The sequence below is a fragment of the Mangrovitalea sediminis genome (assembly GCF_002514725.1).
GTDB classification, from domain to species: domain Bacteria; phylum Pseudomonadota; class Gammaproteobacteria; order Pseudomonadales; family Oleiphilaceae; genus Mangrovitalea; species Mangrovitalea sediminis.
Genome location: NZ_NTLB01000002.1, coordinates 115,174 through 132,920, shown reverse-complemented (window position 1 = coordinate 132,920; position 17,747 = coordinate 115,174). Strand labels below are relative to the sequence as shown.

Here is a 17,747-nt window from a genome sequence, read left to right as displayed (position 1 = left end):
TCAGTGAAGTTTCAGGCGCGGATGCAGGACACGTCCGATCCGGTCTCCGAGCCAGATCAGGCCCGTACGGAAGATCCCATGCAAGGCCACCTGATGCATGCGGTAGAGCGCAATGTAGAACAGGCGGGCGACACGACCTTCAATCATCATACTACGCCCGGACAGGTTCCCCATCAGGTTGCCCACGGTGCTGTAGCGGCTGAAGGAAATCAGCGACCCGCGATCATGATAGACATAGGGCAGCAACGGCTTGCCCTGCAGCCGGTTGATCAGGCTATGGCTGAGTGTCGTCGCCTGCTGGTGAGCCGCCTGCGCACGCGGCGGCACCGGACGCTCAGTGCCCGGCTGCGGACAGGACGCGCAATCGCCAAAGGCAAAGATATCCATGTCCTGCGTGGTGCTGAGATCCTGATTGACGATCAACTGGTTAGCCCGGTTGGTCTCCAGCCCCGCCAAGCCTGCCAGAAACTCAGGCGCCTTGATGCCGGCACACCAGACCCGCATCTCGGCCGGGACCTGGGTGCCATCTTTCAGGATCAGGCCATCCTCACCGACCGAGGCGACCGGATTTCCGGTAACCACCTCGATATCGAGCCGCTCCAGCTCCCGGGTAGCCGCGGCCGACAGGCGTTCCGGCAACGCCGGCAGAATGCGTCCGGCAGCCTCGACCACAGTTATACCGATATCCTTGGATTTCAGGTGTTTCATGCCGTAGGTCGGCAACTCACGGGACGCCAGACGCATCTCTGCCGCCAGTTCCACGCCGGTCGCACCAGCGCCGATGATGGCAATGCGCAAGCGGCCATCCTTCTGATGTTCAACTTCATAGTTGTGCTGCAAAAAGGCATTGAGCAGCAGGTGATGGAAGCGGCGCGCCTGGGCGAGGCTGTCGAGAAACAGACAGTGCTCCTGAGCGCCCGGCGTTCCGAAGTCGTTGGCGGTGCTGCCCACGGCGATCACCAGGGTGTCATAGTCGATATGACGCTCCGGCACGACCTCTCGTCCGTCCTCATTTGTGACCGGCGCCAGCAGGACCTGCTTTTTCTCACGATCCAAGCCCGTCATCCGCCCCAACTGGAACTCGTAATGGTTATGGCTGGCATGGGCACGGAAGTTCACGGCATTGACCTCGGCGTCCATCGAACCGGCAGCCACTTCATGCAGCAGCGGCTTCCAGACGTGGGTGAGAACGGCATCGATCAAGGTGATACGGGCCTTGCCTCGCTTACCCAGGCGCTTACCCAGACGCGTAGCCAGTTCGAGACCACCGGCCCCGCCGCCCACGATCACAATATGGTGCTGTGCGTTCATAAAAGTCTCCAATGAGATTGCGACAGCCAAGCACTCTCGGAGAAAAAGTGCTTGGCTCTCGGGATCCCGACAGGAACACACCGGATTTGAGCGAATCAGCGGCCGGCAACGTAGAAATGCGAACCGGCGCACATTGTAGCGGATCAAGAAGGCGAAAGGGGGCTCCCGCTGTTGCGGGTTATACTGTGCCGTCAAACAGCGCCAAGTCGCACCCGATACTACGTTCCCAAAGAGGAGACTCTCATGACCGAAGCGCAACCTCTCGGTCACCGTATCGTCCATCAAGAGCGAAACGGTTTGCGCCACGTGCACGAAATCTTCTACCCGGAAACCGCAGGAGCCTGTCCCGGCATCCTGATGACGCCCAACTTTTTCGGCCCCAGCGACAGCGCCCGAGAGCATGCCCGCAGCATCGCCCGCCACGGCTATACGGTCATGATGGTGGATATGTTCAGCGAGTCGGTGCGCCCCCAGGATCGCGCTCAAGCGGTCGACGCCATCACTCCGCTACTGGGCGATCACCTGGAAATGCGAGCGCGGATTCGGGCGGCTCTGGACTGCTTCCGTCGCGAAGCCGCGGATCGCCTGACAGGGCCTGACCACATCGCTGCCGTAGGTTTCTGCTTCGGCGGCTGCGTATCCCTGGAGCTTGCCCGCGACGGCGCCGACTTGCGCGCCGCAATCTCCTTCCATGGTCGCCTGACAACACCGAATCCCGCCGATGCGCGCAAAATCCGGGCGCCGATCCTGGTGCTGCATGGTGCCGAGGACCCGGGCGTCACTCAGGACAGCGTTTCAGGCTTCATTCGCGAAATGCGGGAGGCCGAGGTAGACGACTGGCAATTGGTCCAGTACAGCAAGACCGTACATTCCTTCACCGAGCCCAGCGCGAACATTCCGGGCCAGGCGGAATACAACCCCCGCTCATCCCGCCGGGCCTTCGCCCTGATGTATGCCTTACTGGATGAGGTCTTCGCCGCTTAAACCGGCAGGCATCGCGCCGGCCTCCTCCGGCATGGTGCCATGAACGCACCCGATGTGGGCCGGTCGCAACCACAGGACCTCCCAGCGGCAGGAACATCCATGAGCCAAGACGATACCCCGTTTAGGGGAGCCCCGAAACAGAATGCTATGATGCCTTAAAGGAAAACGCGTCGTGACCGGGATCGAAAGGCCGGATTGAACCGTAACCCAGGGCTGCCGCGCCAGGGATTTCCTGGCGGTTTTCCCCCGTCTCTGCAATGACTTCAGGGAGGCCCGTTATGACATTTTCACGCAGGCCTGCATTGCGGCAACACCGAAAAATCGGTGCCAACCGGGAAGGCCGGGACTTTGTCGTGGGAGATATACACGGCCAGATGGGCCGACTCCGCCAGCGTCTGGATGAGGTAGCATTCAGCCCGGAGCGGGACCGCCTCTTCGCCGTGGGCGACCTGGTCGATCGCGGCCCGGAAAGCGCAGCAGTCCTCGACCTGCTGGAGCTCCCCTGGTTTTTCAGCGTGGCCGGCAATCATGAAATGATGCTGCTGGACAGCCTGACCCGGCCCGACATTGCCCACATACATCGCCTCAACGGCGGCGAATGGTTCCATGCGCTGGAGCGGGAACATCAACTGATTCTGGCGGACAGGATTCTCCAGCACTGTACGCTCACGCTGACCATCGACAGCCCTTCCGGCACAGTGGGACTGGTCCATGCGACAGCGCCCTCCGACTGGCGGGTACTGGAGGACACGCCTCTCGACCCCGCGCATCAGGATACACTGCTGTGGGACCGGGAAGATTACCGCCGCGCCCGTCAGGCCCCAGACACCCTATTCCCGGTCAGGAACGTCGACTGGGTCGTGCAGGGCCACGTTTCCTGCGAGAAACCCGTCCGCGCCACCAATCGCTGCTGGATCGACACGCTGTATCGCGGCAACGGCCTGACACTGGCCCCATTGAGCGACCTGCACCGCCTCAAGGATCTTGCGAAAGCCCGGAACGGATAGCCGGAGAAGAGCCTCTAGCAGGATTCGGTTGCCCACTGCGCCGGCACAGTGTCCCCTGGCCGGGCGTTGGAGAACCACTGTAAAGCCGCCGCGGTATCCGGCATGTTCTCTGCCGGCGCCCAGGCCGCAAAATCCTCGGGCGACGGTTGGACGTAAGGACCGGGTTTGACTTCCAGCGCCTGGGTTCCAGGCGCGAAACAGACAAGGGTGTGCCAGGTGTTCGGTGGAATCTCGGTCACACGGGTTTGATCCGCCGCCAGTTCGACACGATCCAGCACCGTCCCGGTATCATCGAAAATCAGCAGGCTGAGATGCCCTTCCAGCAGCGTGAAACACTCCCACTTCCCTGCATCCGAGTGGCGATGGGGCCGGATATAGGTCTCCGGTTCGAAGGCGATGAACAGACGCTGAACCGGATCCTCCAGTTCCGCGTGAATATTCTTGTGGCTACGAAGGCGTGGCGACTGCCGAGCCTGGGTGGATAGATCGTTCAGGTCTTGCTGGGTATATTGCTTCATGATCACTTCCCGGTGTTGCCGAGTCCGATAGGGAGGCTATATTTAAAGGGTTCGAGCCTGCACCTTGGGCCACTCGATTCGAAGTTGCCCATGATAGCCGAAGGACATCTCTTTCGGCATGTTAGTAGGGCGGCGAATGTCGGACAGGTCTGGCAACAACGGCTCTGACAGACTGGTGATGAACAACGTATTGTGACGGGGTTGACGGAACCATGCGAGTTCCAGGCATTATCGCCATCACGCTGCTGATGGCATCCATGCTCGCCCATGCGGGAGTGGACAGAGTACTGGTCAAAAAATCGGAACGCCGCCTTTATCTGATGGAAAACGGCAAGGCCATCGAAAGTTTCGAGGTTTCCCTCGGCGAACACCCCCTTGGACAAAAGTATTTCGAAGGCGACCAGCGGACCCCCGAAGGAACCTACATCCTGGACTGGCGCAACCCTCACAGTCGCTTCTACAAGTCCATTCATATTTCCTATCCCACAGCGCCGGAAATCCGGAAAGCCGAAGCCTGGGGCATGGACCCCGGCGGCGACATCATGATTCACGGCCTGCCCAATGATGCGGGCAAGTGGGCCTTCGCCTTCAAGGGGCTGGACTGGACCGACGGCTGCATTGCAGTCAGCAATCAGGCAATGGATGTCATCTGGCATGAGGTTCCGGACGGCACACCCATCACCATCATGCCCTGAGTGATCAGAGCCGCAGGCGACCTTGGTCGCAGACGGAAAACTTTCTTCGACGCCCGGCTTTCTGTATAAAAGTCATCCAGATCAAGAAAATGCTCGAAACATGTTACTGTGGTAGGGACAAACCCTTATCCAGGTTTCCGGCTGCGAAGCCAATGCTCTAAACTGGGTGCCGTGATTCGTTGGCGCCCAACGCCGCGGAAAGAGGTTTACACCAAGGAAGGGGTAACCAGCCTTATCACTTCTGGAAGAAAAAACGACCAAAGAAGGGGAACGACAATGCGTAAGTTGATAATCGCGGGTTTTGTTGCAGTGACGGCGTTGACGGCAGGTTGCGCCAGTATGTCGCCGGCGGATAAAACCGCCATCAGCGATGCAAACACCAAAGCGGAAAGCGCCCAGCAAACAGCAGATCAAGCGCTGACTGCAGCCAAGTCCGCACAGTCCAAGGCAGACTCTGCGTACAACACCGCAGAGCAGGCCATGGCCGCAGCACAGGCAGCTCAGAAGTCTGCTGACGAAGCGAACGAGCGCGCCAAGCGCATGCTTCAGAAAGCCAGCATGAAATAAGCTCGCGCGCACTAGCTGCCGCGACTTATAAAAGGGCCGGCGATCGGAAGATCGCTGGCTTTTTTTGTGATGCGGCCGCAGTTCGACTCTCCCGGCACTACAGCCGAGGACAGCACAACTGTAATATTGGCTTGTTATCGTCCGCCCAGGGGATGGGTCCGAAAACCGGCTTTCACCCTAAAAATCCCCGCGCAACGATGTCCCTGCTATGATTATTATGCGCGTTTGTTCCTGACAGGAGTGCCTCAATGGATGCTAAGCAAGACAGCCACACCCATCATATTTCGGGTCAATTCAACAAAGACCTGATCGAATTGAAAAAACACCTGCTGGTGATGGGTGGCATGGTTGAGAAGCAGCTTGCGTCGGCCATGGAAGCACTGGTCAGCGGCAACAGCGCGCTGGCCCAGGAAGTGCGGGACAACGACAAGGAAGTGGACGGCATGGAGCTGGTGATCGACGAAGAGGCGATCCGCGTCATCGCCCGTCGCCAACCGACCGCCAGTGATCTCCGGCTGGTGATCTCTGTACTGAAGATGGTCGCCGACGTCGAGCGCATCGGTGACGAGGCGAAGAAAATCGCCAAGTTGTCCATCGCGCTTACCGAGGAAGGGCAACCGCCACTGGGAACCATGGAAGTCCGTCACATCGCCAATCACGTAACTGCGATGCTGCGCGATGCGCTGGATGCTTTTGCCCGTTTCGACACGGAGCAGGCGCTTGCGGTTATAAAGGAAGACAATACCGTCGACAATGAATACCGTTCCGCCACCCGCTCGCTGGTCACCTACATGATGGAAGATCCGCGCAGCATCTCACGCTGCCTGAACATGATGTGGATACTGCGCGCACTGGAACGCATTGGCGATCACTCCGAAAACCTGGCGGAACATGTCATATTCATGGTCAAGGGACGCAACGTTCGCCACGTTCCCCTGGCCGAAACCGAAAAACTGATGGAAACCGGCAAGACTTCCTGAAAAAGGAACCGAGTCGCGCCAGTCCTGCCCTGGCGTCCGATCCCATCACGGTTCGGACGCCCCGCGTCACAAAAATCTCTTCAATAATCCCTTCCAATCTGCCAACAGATTCACAAAAATAGGCGGGTTGGAGAATGTCATCTTTCTGTCACATTGACTCCCTAGACTCTCACCCACGTTAGGACTTTGAATCCAACGGGAATAACATACAACCGAGGAGCATGTTATGTTGAAGAAGCTTTCATGCGGTCTGGTGGCGGCTCTGACGATCAGTGTAAGCGCCACAGCAGCCGCAGCCGACGTCAAGAATATTTCCGGTGCCGGCTCGACTTTCATCTACCCCATCTTTGCCAAGTGGGCTGACACTTATCACAAGAACACCGGCGTAAAACTGAACTATCAGTCGATCGGTTCCGGTGGCGGTATCCGTCAGATCGAAGCCAAAACCGTTGATTTCGGCGCTTCCGACGCTCCCATGAAGCCGGAACAGCTGGAAAAGCAAGGCCTGATCCAGTTCCCGATGGTTATGGGTGGCGTTATTCCCTGCGTTAACCTGCCAGGCATCAAGGCGGGCGAGCTGAAGCTGGACGGCACTACCCTGGCCGACATCTTCATGGGCAAAATCAAAGAGTGGGACGCCAAGGAAATCCAGGCTCTCAACCCTGGCGTTAAACTGCCCCACCGCAGCATCACCGTCGTTCACCGCGCTGACGGTTCCGGTACTACCTGGATCTTCACCAACTATCTGACCAAAGTCAGCAAGACCTGGGCTGAGAAAGTTGGTAACGACAAAGCCGTACAGTGGCCGACTGGCGTTGGCGCTAAAGGCAACGAAGCTGTAGCCAACTACGTTGAGCGCATCAAGGGCGGCATCGGTTACGTGGAACTGGCTTACGTTCTGCAGAACCACATGACTTACGTCGACCTGAAGAACAAAGCAGGCAAATACGTCGCTCCGACTCTGGATACGCTGCAATCTGCAGCTGCCAATGCTGACTGGGCTGACGCAAAAGGCTATTATATGGTCCTCACGGATCAGCCTGGTGATACCAGCTGGCCGATCACGGGTGCCACGTTCGTACTCATGCACAAGCAGCCCAAGGAAGCAGCCGTCAGTCAAGCCGCTATGAAGTTCTTTGACTGGTCCTACCGCAAGGGTGCTGGCATGGCGAAGGAACTCCAGTATGTTCCGATCCCGATGAACGTTGTCGAGATGATCGAGAAGTCCTGGAACCAGGAAGTCAAAGATGGCGGCAAAGCAGTATGGAATGGCTCCATGGCCGCTAAATAATCAGACTTTGAAAAAGTGTGATTAAAGCCAATCCGGCAGGGGTAATCCCCTGCCGGATGTTTGTCTCTGGTAGAACCATCAGGTAAGCAGTAAACGGAAAAAGCGGAGATTTCGATGGAACAGTCCGTCACAGCAGGCCAGAACAATGTCTCCGCAGGCAAGTCGCAACCCGGAATCCTGGGCGACAGGATTTTCCGCGGCATCACTCAGGTGTCTGCCCTATTTATAGTGCTTGTGGTTTTTGGCATTGTCGGGATGCTCCTCTACGATGCATGGCCGGCCATCCACAAGTTCGGTTTCGGTTTTCTCACCAGCAAGGAATGGAACCCGGTCGCCGAACAATTCGGGGCCGTCTCCGCCATTTTTGGCACCCTGGTCACCTCCGCCATTGCCATGGTCATCGGGGTTCCCGTCAGCTTCGGTGTTGCGCTGTTTATTACTGAGCTGGCACCAGCCTGGCTAAAGCGCCCCATCGGTACCGCCATCGAATTGCTCGCAGCCATTCCCAGCATCATCTACGGTCTCTGGGGATTGTTCGTTTTTGCCCCTTGGTTTGCCGATAACGTCGAACCATGGCTGACCGATAATCTCGGCAACTGGCCAATCATCGGCCCCCTGTTCAACGGCCCGCCCATGGGTATCGGTATCCTGACCGCCGGTATCATCCTGTCCGTCATGATCATTCCCTTTATGGCGGCGGTGATGCGCGACGTCTTCGATAGCGTCCCGGCTGTACTGAAAGAGTCCGCTCATGGCCTGGGCTCCACAACCTGGGAAGTGGTCTGGAAAGTGGTTTTACCCTACACCCGAGTCGGCGTAGTGGGTGGCGTTATGCTGGGCCTGGGTCGCGCACTCGGGGAAACCATGGCGGTCACCTTTGTCATCGGCAACAGTCACGACATCTCGGCATCCCTGCTGATGCCCGGCAACACCATCTCTTCGACACTGGCCAATGAATTCACCGAGGCCACCGGGCAGGTTTACATGTCCTCGCTGATCTATCTCGGGCTGGTCCTGTTTGCAATTACCTTTGTGGTACTGGCGTTGGCCAAGCTGCTGCTGCTCAAGCTGAACGCCAAAGAAGGTAAGAAGAGCTGATCCTTATGAACACCATTTACCTCCGTCGTCGCATCATCAACGTTTTCAACCTCACCGTTGCCCTGCTGACAACGCTCCTGGCCCTGTTTTTTCTCGCCTGGCTGCTCTGGACACTGATCAAGAATGGCGCGCCGCATATCAACTGGAGCCTGTTCACCCAAAGTACACCGCCACCGGGGGACAGTAACGGGGGACTCGCGAACGCCATTGTGGGCAGCCTTATGATGACAGCTGTCGGCGTTCTCCTGGGATCGCCGCTTGGCGTTCTGGCGGGCACCTACCTTAGCGAGTTTGGTCGGGAGTCGCGGCTGGCGTCCGTCGTACGATTCGTCAACGACATCCTGCTCAGCGCACCTTCCATCCTGATCGGCGTCTTCGTCTACGCCATCATTGTCGTCAATGTCGGGCACTTTTCCGGCTGGGCCGGCGGCATAGCCCTGACCCTGATCATGATTCCGGTTGTGGTAAGAACTACCGAGGATATGCTGAGCCTGGTACCGGATCAGATGCGGGAGGCGGCGGCAGCGCTCGGAGCCCCATATTGGAAAGTAATCCTGACCATCGTATATCGCTCGGCATCCAAAGGCATTATGACCGGCATCCTGCTCGGGTTGGCGAGGATCAGCGGCGAGACCGCACCATTGCTCTTCACCGCGCTGAATAACCAGTTTATGTCACTGAATATGAATGACTCGATTGCCAACCTCCCGGTTGTTATCTTCCAGTTCGCCATGAGTCCTTACGACGACTGGCAGCATCTGGCGTGGGCAGGTTCGCTGCTCATAACCGTCACAATCCTGTTGTTAAATATCATTGCAAGATTGGGACTGGGCGGCGGCTCAAGTAAAGGATACTGATATGACGATCAATTCTAGCGCGGTCAACGAATTGGCGAAGAACAACGTACGCGAGATCGACCGGTCCGGCGATGCACCGACCCATCATCAGGGCGTCGGTCGTACCACGTCAGCCAAAAACGAACGCGGCACAACCGAGAAGCAGGCCAAGATCGAAGTCAAGGACCTGAACTTCTACTACGGCAAGTTTCACGCCCTGAAGAACGTCAACATCAAGATCCCGGCCAGTGAGGTCACGGCCTTCATCGGCCCGTCCGGTTGCGGCAAATCGACGCTCCTGCGCACGATGAACCGGATTTACGAACTCTATCCGGAGCAACGCTCGGAAGGTCAGATCCTGCTCGACGGCGACAATATCCTCGACCGTCGCCAAGACCTGAACCTGTTGCGGGCAAAAGTGGGCATGGTGTTCCAGAAGCCGACGCCATTCCCCATGTCTGTGTATGACAACGTCGCCTTTGGGGTCAAACTCTATGAGCGGCTGTCCCGCTCGGAAATGGATGACCGGGTCGAATGGTCTCTGCGCAAGGCGGCACTCTGGGATGAGGTCAAGGACAAGCTGCACCAGGGCGGCACACGCCTCTCTGGTGGTCAGCAGCAGCGCCTGTGTATCGCCCGCGGCATTGCCGTGAAGCCTGAAGTGCTGCTGCTCGACGAACCGGCATCCGCGCTGGACCCGATCTCCACGCTGAAGATCGAAGAGCTGATCCACGAACTGAAAGGCGACTACACCATCGTGATCGTCACCCACAACATGCAGCAGGCGTCGCGGGTGTCGGACTATACCGCCTTCATGTATCTCGGCGAGCTGATCGAGTTCGACGAAACCACCACGATCTTCACCAACCCTGCCAACAAGCAGACAGAAGACTACATCACCGGTCGCTACGGTTGATCGGCCAGCGATAAGGGCCCTGGAAGCACCTTGGATTTAATTAACTGCAAGGGCTCCCGGGGTGCTGGCTGGCACCAGACTTTTTAGCCGGTGACGGAGGCGAGCAGTCCGCCTTGTTTTCCCCCATAGCTTGCTGCTGCAACTGTCCCACCTGCTGGGGAATGCCGTCAGCACCCTTCAGCGCCTTCCGCAACGCCGCATGATCGATAGCCATCATCGGGTACTGCAGCTTCCAGTTCTGTAACTGGTTCACCGCATCCTTCTGCAGCTGCACTTCCGTGGCCGCTTTCAGCTTCTCGCCCTGATGGTGCACCTCCACCCACAGGGTCGCACCCTGCATCCCGAACTTGACCGGCTGGTCGATAATACGAACCGGAGTGCCAGGCTCCACCTGCCTGACCAGGGCGGTAATGTCCGGGTTATACATGCGGATACAGCCATGACTGACGCGCGTACCGATCCCGAACTGCTTATTGGTACCGTGAATGAAGTAACCTGCCACGCCAAGTTGCAGCGCATAGGGACCCAATGGATTATCAGGACCCGCCGGAATAGCTGCCGGGATAGGCTCCCCTTCGGCGGCGTGCTCCTGGCGAATATCCTTGGGCGGATACCAGGTCGGCGCCTTGATGCGCGATTTGACCTCGGTTCTCGCTATGGGCGTCGCCTTTCCGTCAGCCCCAATACCGATGGGAAACACTTCGACCGACGACTTGCCATCGTTCCGGTGATAATAATAAAGCCGGTACTCTGCCAGGTTGATCACGATCCCCCGGCGCGGCCCCGGCGGCAGGATGTAACGGGTCGGAATCCTGATTGTGGTTCCGTCACCGGGCAACCAGGGATCCACCCCTGGATTGGCATGCACCAATGCCAGATAGCCAACACCCTCAGCCGCACCGATATCAGCAAACGTATCTTGGTAGCGAGTCTTCTGGGATTTCACCGAGCCCACAACATCAGACATAGGCTCAATGGGGAACGTATGGGCAACAACCGCACTGCTCAAAACCGCGCTCGCACAGAACAAGGCCCAACGCGCGTACCGGTAAACCTTCATAGAAAACGTAACCTGGACAGTTAAACGACAATGCCTGCGGCATACTGAGCAGACGCGCTCAAAATTTCGTAACACCCTAATGCCTGAGGAGCACTGGGTCCAGTCCGGACCTGCACGGACCAGCGAAGAGCATGGCTTTGCTAGTATTACATAAAGATGACCTCACACCGTTACGACACGGGGAACCGCACCAACGTTACGACCGATACAGGCCGAACATGGTTCCCCTACACCGGGAGAACATATGGATATCGAAGATGCGCTGATTTGCGCCTGGCGCGTTGCAGGGCCACAAAGTGAGGCGATCGCCGTCGAGACACTGACGGATCAGCTGCCGGAGGGTCCGCTCTGGATACATCTCAATCGCGACGCCCCAGGGCTGAACCAGTGGCTAAAGGACATCGCCGGCATACCGCCTCATACAGTGGCTGCCATGCTACAGGAGGACACCCGCCCCCGCTGCGAGATCCTTCCTCAGGGCGTCATGCTGAACCTTCGTGGCATCAATTTCAACGAAGGTGCCTCGCCGGAGGACATGCTATCGCTGCGCGTATGGAGTTCGCCGACACTGTTGATCACCTTGCGCAAACGCCCCCTGAACACGATTCAGACAATTCGCGATCATTTGCAGGCAGGCAACGGTCCACACTCCCTCGGCCACCTGATTGTTCAGTTGGTTGCCGGGCTCACCGACCGAGTAGCCCGCCGCGCCGAAGAGCTGGGTGACGAACTGGACGAGCTGGAGGATCAGGTGATGAGCGGGCGTCGCGGCCCCCTGGACTCCATTTCCCAACTACGCGCCAGTGTCGTCCGCCTGCGCCGTTTCCTGGCACCTCAAGCCGTTGCATTGGGTCAACTGCTGGAAGCCGAGTCCGAGAGCCTGACCGAGGCCGACCGCGCCTTTCTGCGCAATGCAATCGACTCGACCCAGCGGGTGATCGAGGAGCTCGACGCCTTGCGCGAGCGCGCATCGATCCTGCGCGACGACATCAGTAACGAGCTGTCAGCTCAAATGGGCCGTAACATGTATGCCTTTACGCTGCTGGCCGGTATCTTCCTACCGCTGGGATTCATTACGGGGCTATTGGGTGTCAATGTCGCCGGCATTCCCGGCGCACAGACCAGCGATGCATTCTGGATACTGTGTGGGATTCTGGCCTGCTTGCTGACCCTGGAGGTCTGGCTGCTGCGCCGGCTGAACATGTGGCGCGCCTGATAGCACTGATGAAAAGGCAACGCCCTTGATGGACGTGACTAAACGGGGCTTTTCAGATCGGATCGTGGGATAAGCGGAGATAGCGGAGCCTGAAAGGACCAACCTGCAAGGCTCGTCTTTTCAGGTCCGAAGGAACGCGGCCTCAGTCCATCTTGTCCGCGTTGCTGAGGATCTTGTTGATCAGACCGCTGGCGACCTCAAGGTCGTCATCGCTGACACCGGCCAACAACTCGTTGCGCAACTGTTCTGCACGGCTATTCAGTTCACTCATGAATTTTTCACCCTCAGGCGTCAGATGCAGGCGCCGGGCGCGGCGATCACGCTCACAGGGACGACGCTCCACCAGCCCCTGACCTTCCAGACTGTCGAGCAGGCGAACCAGCGTCGGGTTCTCGATAGCCATCAGGTTAGCCAGTTCACGCTGGGTAAGCCCCTCGCCGCCACGCTGCAGATACAGCATGGTACTCCATCTTGCCTGAGTCACATTGAGGTCCTTAAGACGCTCATCCAGCAGCTTGCGCCATCGGCGTGTCAGTCGTGCAACAATAAATGGGAACTGCTCCCTCATGTCGAGCGCCTCCGAGTAAAGACTACCTATAAGTAAACTAATGTTTTATAGCACAACAGATTTCCAGGATCACTGGATACTGTGGAAAACCGAGACGAGACAGTGTCATGAATCGGAACAAACGCCATGCAGCGTGACATCGTAGGCTTTAGACGTGATGAGGACGGGGACTGGGTGGCCGTACTGGCCTGCGGCCACGGACAACACGTTCGCCACAAGCCCCCCTTCATAAACCGCCCCTGGGTCCTAACGGCCGCAGGCCGGCAAGCGCACCTCGGACAGGCGCTCGAGTGCCTGAAATGCGACAGGGGTGAGCCGGCCGACTGAGCGGCCGGGGCATTCAACTCGCTTCGCGGATATCCTCCGCTTCCGGCGATTCGACAAACTCGTCGTTACGCGGATCCATTTCCGCAATAACCGGCGTCGTTTCCGGGAACGTATTGACGAAGTCTTCCTGCGCGGCCACCGGAACCTGTGGCGTATGCCGTATACGGTATAGGGTCAGCAGGGCCAACAGCGCCAACACACCGGCGTTACCGATAAAGAGACCTGCCGGCCCTATCGAGCCCACCAGGGCCGATCCGACGATGGGTCCGATACAGCTTCCGATACCGTAACTCAGCAGCAAACTGGCACTGGCAGACACGATCTTGGTGCTGTCCATCCGGTCATTGGTGATAGCCACCGCGACAGGATAAATCGTAGACGCCAGCCCCAGGAAGCAACCTACCAGCAGGAACAGCAGCGGCAAGCTGCCCGGCCCCACCAGCGCGGCTGCCAAACTGCAGATGCCGGATAGTACCGAAATCCAGAACAACACCCAGCGGCGATCGCTCTTGTCGCAGATACGCCCCAGCGGCCAGGCAAACAGCATGGCTGCCAAAATGGCACTGGCCATGAAAATGGAGACCTGATGCAGGGTCAGGCCAATGAGATTGCCATACACCGGTCCCATGGCATAGAAAGCGCTGATCAGCACACCACTGATCATGGCGCCGACGATGCCCGTCGAGGATTCGCGGAACATCGCCACGAACGAAAGACGCTCCACCTGTTCGATGACCGGCGCTTCCATACGGGTTAGCGAAAGGGGGATCAATGCCAGCGTCAGCAGCACCGCCGCGAGAGTAAAGGGCTCGAAGGTGGCAGGATCCCCCACATTGACCAGTAGCTGCCCACTGGCCGCCGCCAGATAAAAGACGATCTGATAGATCGCAAAAAGGGTACCGCGATTGTCGTTGGTCGCACGGCTGCTGAACCAGCTTTCGATCACCACCAGCAGACCCGCAATGGACACACCGCTGACAGCCCGTAACACCGCCCAAAGGGGAGGCCAGGAGCTCAGGGGGTAGATAAGGGCGGCGGCAGCAGTCAACGCTGAAAACACCGCAAAGCTACGAATGTGTCCCACCCGCTCGATCACCCGGTTCGCATAGAGCGTCCCGACCACAAAGCCGATGGAGTAGCACACCAGAATCCAGCCAATCAGTGCCGGTTCAACCTTCTCCAGACTCAGTCGCAAGCCAAGCAGCGTCATCAGAAAGGCATTCCCGCTCACCAGGAGAATGATACTGAAAAGCAACGCCGATAAAGAGGTGACCACACGGGTCATGGCTGCACTCCTATAACTGGAACAAGGGACATTTGATGAGGAAAACCAGAAAGGCGATAGCGGACCACAGTCCGGTATCGCCAACAGTACAAGGGGAAATCACTGGACTTCCCGCGCCCGACAGGAAAAGATGCCACACAGGACGCCAGCTCGCGGGGTTAACCCGCGACTATGCCATGACTGTACACTAGACCACCCGTGCGGCTAAAAGCCAGTACGGGAATCCCGACACCTCAAAAAACTCCGCGCCCCGTGCGACGCTTGTCTTGAAAGCCAGCCACAGTTGAGGCATGGTTGCGTCTTTCGTCCTCTGGCCCTATTGCCGGTACTCATGCGCACCTTCCGCCCGGTCATCAAGATTCTCAGTGCCCTGCTGATCATGGTCAGCCTGTTCATGCTGCTTCCCATCGTCACCTTGATCGATGGTCAGCACGCCGACTGGAAGGCTTTCCTCATCTCCTCAGCCATTACCTTCGTCAGCGGTGTTATCGGGTTGATCGTGGGGCGGGGCGACATCCATCACCTACGTCAGAAGCAGATGTTCCTGCTCACCGTGATGGCTTGGTTCGTCATTGGTTTCTATGGTTCCCTGCCACTGATTCTGTGCAGCTACCACCTATCCATCACCGACGCCGTCTTCGAAAGTATTTCCGGCATCACCACCACCGGCTCGACGATCCTGAGCGGCCTCGACCATATGCCGTCCGATCTGCTGCTATGGCGGTCGCTGCTGCAGTGGATGGGAGGTATCGGGTTTATCGGCATGGCGGTTGCCATCCTGCCATTCCTGCGGGTCGGTGGGATGCGCCTGTTCTCCACCGAGTCTTCCGAGTGGTCGGACAAGGCCGTCCCACGGACAGGAACACTCGCCAAGGGATTGGTCGGTGTTTATCTCGGACTTTCCGCCGCTTGCACACTGGGCTACTGGCTCGGTGGCATGGACATCTTCAATGCGGTCAACCACGCCATGACGACGCTGGCGACGGGCGGCTATTCGACGTCCGACCAGTCCTTCGGCCAATTCCATTCGAACGCACTGCTCTGGGTCTCCACCGTTTTCATGGCCCTCGGCTCAATGCCCTTCTTTCTTTTCCTGCGGACCGCCCACGGCCAGTATCGGGCACTCTGGACCGACGACCAGGTACGTTTTTTCGTCAAGTTTCTCCTGATCGTGTCCCTCGTGCTCGGGGCCCATCACGCCTGGACGACCCATACCGGCTTTTGGGACGCCTTCACTCAGGCGGCCTTCAACGTCACCTCGATTGTTTCCACCACCGGCTTTGCGTCTCAGGACTACACCCGCTGGGGTGCCTTTGCCATCGCGATCTTCTTCTTCCTCGCCTTTGTGGGGGGCTGCTCCGGCTCCACGGCCGGGGGTCTCAAGATTTTTCGTTTTCAGCTGTCGATGATGCTGTTGAAAGAGCAGGTTGTACGCCTGATGCACCCGAAGGCTGTCTTGAGCCGTCGCTATAATAGACGCATTATCGGCGACGACATTATCGCCTCCAGTGTAGCTTTTTCCTTTATCTATCTGGCCACTATGGCAGCTATGACGCTGCTGATGTCCCTGGAAGGTGTCGACCTCGTCACCAGCATCACCGGTGCTGCCACGGCACTCGGCAATGTCGGTCCCGGCCTCGGCAATCTGATTGGTCCCGCGGGGAACTTCCAATCCCTGCCCGACGGCGCAAAGTGGGTTTTGAGCATCGGCATGATACTCGGTCGCCTCGAACTCCTCAGTGTCCTTGTAGTGCTTTCGCCTGCCTTCTGGCGTAAGTAGATCCACGCCTGTCTTTTTGCCGCCTGTTCCTTCAGAACAATCCTGACGACGCCGATTGCGACATCTGTCCACCGGCGTCAGTCGCTTACGCTCGGCAACTAATTTACTTTTTCAACTATCATTTGTAAGCATGAGATACATGTTTTTACGAAACGTAACCTGTATGAGAGATCAGTCACGTTTTTTCTTTCCGTGTTTTAATGCTTCAAAACGCTTAATTTTCCCGCCGAACCTGTTAATATTTGTCAAATTGATCAATATATAACCAGGAAATGTCGCTCCTCTAAGTATGTCTCTGACGAATACACATAATAGCGAAGCCGCAAAACTGACGTTAAAACCACTGACGTTGACATTGAAGTTGCTTCACCTCTTACCACCCGTTGGACGAACTATGAGTTTGCTGTCATGAAAAAGACCGACTGGCCGATACGCTGGGACCTTCTGTTGCGTTACCGTCTTATCGAAATCATCGCCTTCTGGGAAGGACGGCTGACGACCAATCATATCTGCCACGCGTTTGGAATCGGTCGGCAGCAAGCCTCGAAAGACATCAACACCTATCTGCGTGAAATCGGTCCCGAAAACCTGGACTACGATCGCCACCTGAAAGGCTATGTACCCACTGCGGCCTTTACGCCCCGTGTAACCCTCGGCAGCGCGGACGAATACCTCGACCTGATGATGCGCGACGACGCCTTGAGCCGGACCTTCGACTCGCTGGACGTTGGGCTGCCCGGCAGCGAGGTGCTGCGGGCACCGGTGCGCAACGTTCGTGCTGAAGTCGTGCGCCCCATCGTCAGGGCCACCCGTCAGGGCCGACGCCTGGAGGCGCGCTACGTCTCGATGGGCGATCCCGCGGGGGATACACTGACCATCGAACCTCACAGCCTGGTGTACAGCGGCCAACGCTGGCACGTGCGCGCCTGGTGCGAAAAGAATGCCGACTATCGCGACTTCGTGATCAGCCGCTTCCGGGGCGAACCACAGATTCTCGAGAGCAAAAGCCGGCACAAGCAATCGCAGGATACGCTCTGGAATACCCCGGTCCGCATCATCGTGCGTCCGGATCAGCGCTTGAGTCCCGACCAGCAGATGATCATTGCAGAAGACTACGGCATGGCCGAACGTCAGCTGGAGTTGCAGACACGGGCAGCGCTGCTGCGCTACCTGTTGCAGTTGATGAACCTGGAACCGCAAAAGGCCGCTGCCGACCCGCTGGCCCAACAGGTCGAAATCGCCAACCTCGACGAGTTACGTCCCTGGCTCTAAGCGTCGAAGCGTGGCGGCAAGGAGCCTGCCACGCTC

18 protein-coding genes are annotated in these 17,747 nt (G+C 57.9%); 13 read left to right on the top strand and 5 right to left on the bottom strand.

Annotation, left to right across the window (positions count from 1 at the left end; genetic code table 11):
• Nucleotides 1-1,311 (bottom strand): NAD(P)/FAD-dependent oxidoreductase, encoded by a 1,311-nt coding sequence (locus CLR77_RS06485; protein WP_097459820.1) that lies wholly within the window; start codon nt 1,309-1,311, stop codon nt 1-3.
• Between the two features lie 243 nt (nt 1,312-1,554).
• Between CLR77_RS06485 and CLR77_RS06480 the strand changes: the two genes are divergently transcribed.
• Nucleotides 1,555-2,295: a dienelactone hydrolase family protein gene (locus CLR77_RS06480; protein ID WP_097459819.1), complete on the top strand. Its 741-nt coding sequence runs from the start codon at nt 1,555-1,557 to the stop codon at nt 2,293-2,295.
• 278 nt (nt 2,296-2,573) lie between these two features.
• Nucleotides 2,574-3,302 carry a metallophosphoesterase gene (locus CLR77_RS06475; protein WP_158227134.1) on the top strand — a complete coding sequence of 243 codons (729 nt, stop codon included), beginning with the start codon at nt 2,574-2,576 and terminating at the stop codon, nt 3,300-3,302.
• A gap of 14 nt (nt 3,303-3,316) precedes the next feature.
• Here the strand turns inward: CLR77_RS06475 and CLR77_RS06470 are convergent, their stop codons facing one another.
• Nucleotides 3,317-3,820, bottom strand: coding sequence for a WbuC family cupin fold metalloprotein (locus tag CLR77_RS06470; protein WP_097459817.1), 504 nt, complete (start codon nt 3,818-3,820; stop codon nt 3,317-3,319).
• A 248-nt stretch (nt 3,821-4,068) separates the two neighbouring features.
• Between CLR77_RS06470 and CLR77_RS06465 the strand changes: the two genes are divergently transcribed.
• From CLR77_RS06465 to pstB, 7 genes are all read left to right on the top strand, one after another.
• A complete protein-coding gene (locus CLR77_RS06465; RefSeq protein WP_264754681.1) occupies nt 4,069-4,515 on the top strand; it encodes a L,D-transpeptidase family protein in 447 nt (148 codons plus the stop codon).
• A 276-nt stretch (nt 4,516-4,791) separates the two neighbouring features.
• Nucleotides 4,792-5,082 (top strand): Lpp/OprI family alanine-zipper lipoprotein, encoded by a 291-nt coding sequence (locus CLR77_RS06460; protein ID WP_097459815.1) that lies wholly within the window; start codon nt 4,792-4,794, stop codon nt 5,080-5,082.
• Nucleotides 5,083-5,330: 248 nt separating this feature from the next.
• Nucleotides 5,331-6,062, top strand: a complete 732-nt coding sequence (gene phoU / locus CLR77_RS06455) for a phosphate signaling complex protein PhoU (protein WP_097459814.1) — start codon at nt 5,331-5,333, stop codon at nt 6,060-6,062.
• A 226-nt stretch (nt 6,063-6,288) separates the two neighbouring features.
• Entirely contained in the window at nt 6,289-7,353 is a 1,065-nt protein-coding gene (gene pstS, locus CLR77_RS06450; RefSeq protein ID WP_097459813.1) for a phosphate ABC transporter substrate-binding protein PstS, read from the top strand.
• Between the two features lie 114 nt (nt 7,354-7,467).
• Nucleotides 7,468-8,451, top strand: a complete 984-nt coding sequence (gene pstC, locus CLR77_RS06445; protein WP_097459812.1) for a phosphate ABC transporter permease subunit PstC — start codon at nt 7,468-7,470, stop codon at nt 8,449-8,451.
• A gap of 5 nt (nt 8,452-8,456) precedes the next feature.
• Nucleotides 8,457-9,308, top strand: coding sequence for a phosphate ABC transporter permease PstA (pstA, locus tag CLR77_RS06440; RefSeq protein ID WP_097459811.1), 852 nt, complete (start codon nt 8,457-8,459; stop codon nt 9,306-9,308).
• 1 nt (nt 9,309) lies between these two features.
• Nucleotides 9,310-10,203, top strand: a complete 894-nt coding sequence (gene pstB / locus CLR77_RS06435; RefSeq protein WP_097459810.1) for a phosphate ABC transporter ATP-binding protein PstB — start codon at nt 9,310-9,312, stop codon at nt 10,201-10,203.
• 40 nt (nt 10,204-10,243) lie between these two features.
• Here the strand turns inward: pstB and CLR77_RS06430 are convergent, their stop codons facing one another.
• Entirely contained in the window at nt 10,244-11,263 is a 1,020-nt protein-coding gene (locus CLR77_RS06430) for a L,D-transpeptidase family protein (protein WP_097459809.1), read from the bottom strand.
• A 244-nt stretch (nt 11,264-11,507) separates the two neighbouring features.
• Between CLR77_RS06430 and CLR77_RS06425 the strand changes: the two genes are divergently transcribed.
• The gene (locus CLR77_RS06425) at nt 11,508-12,479 is read left to right on the top strand and encodes a zinc transporter ZntB (protein WP_097459808.1); all 972 of its coding nucleotides are present in this window, start codon (nt 11,508-11,510) and stop codon (nt 12,477-12,479) included.
• A 142-nt stretch (nt 12,480-12,621) separates the two neighbouring features.
• Here the strand turns inward: CLR77_RS06425 and slyA are convergent, their stop codons facing one another.
• A complete protein-coding gene (slyA, locus tag CLR77_RS06420) occupies nt 12,622-13,047 on the bottom strand; it encodes a transcriptional regulator SlyA (protein ID WP_097459807.1) in 426 nt (141 codons plus the stop codon).
• Nucleotides 13,048-13,173: 126 nt separating this feature from the next.
• Between slyA and CLR77_RS06415 the strand changes: the two genes are divergently transcribed.
• Nucleotides 13,174-13,374: a DUF3565 domain-containing protein gene (locus CLR77_RS06415; RefSeq protein WP_097459806.1), complete on the top strand. Its 201-nt coding sequence runs from the start codon at nt 13,174-13,176 to the stop codon at nt 13,372-13,374.
• Between the two features lie 13 nt (nt 13,375-13,387).
• On the opposite strand, the gene CLR77_RS06410 is transcribed toward CLR77_RS06415, so the two are convergent.
• A complete protein-coding gene (locus CLR77_RS06410; protein ID WP_097459805.1) occupies nt 13,388-14,659 on the bottom strand; it encodes an MFS transporter in 1,272 nt (423 codons plus the stop codon).
• A gap of 331 nt (nt 14,660-14,990) precedes the next feature.
• Between CLR77_RS06410 and CLR77_RS06405 the strand changes: the two genes are divergently transcribed.
• Together CLR77_RS06405 and CLR77_RS06400 are read left to right on the top strand one after the other, a co-directional pair.
• A complete protein-coding gene (locus tag CLR77_RS06405; protein ID WP_198962698.1) occupies nt 14,991-16,439 on the top strand; it encodes a TrkH family potassium uptake protein in 1,449 nt (482 codons plus the stop codon).
• A 408-nt stretch (nt 16,440-16,847) separates the two neighbouring features.
• Nucleotides 16,848-17,711, top strand: a complete 864-nt coding sequence (locus tag CLR77_RS06400) for a helix-turn-helix transcriptional regulator (RefSeq protein WP_097459804.1) — start codon at nt 16,848-16,850, stop codon at nt 17,709-17,711.
• The last annotated feature ends 36 nt before the right edge of the window (nt 17,712-17,747 follow it).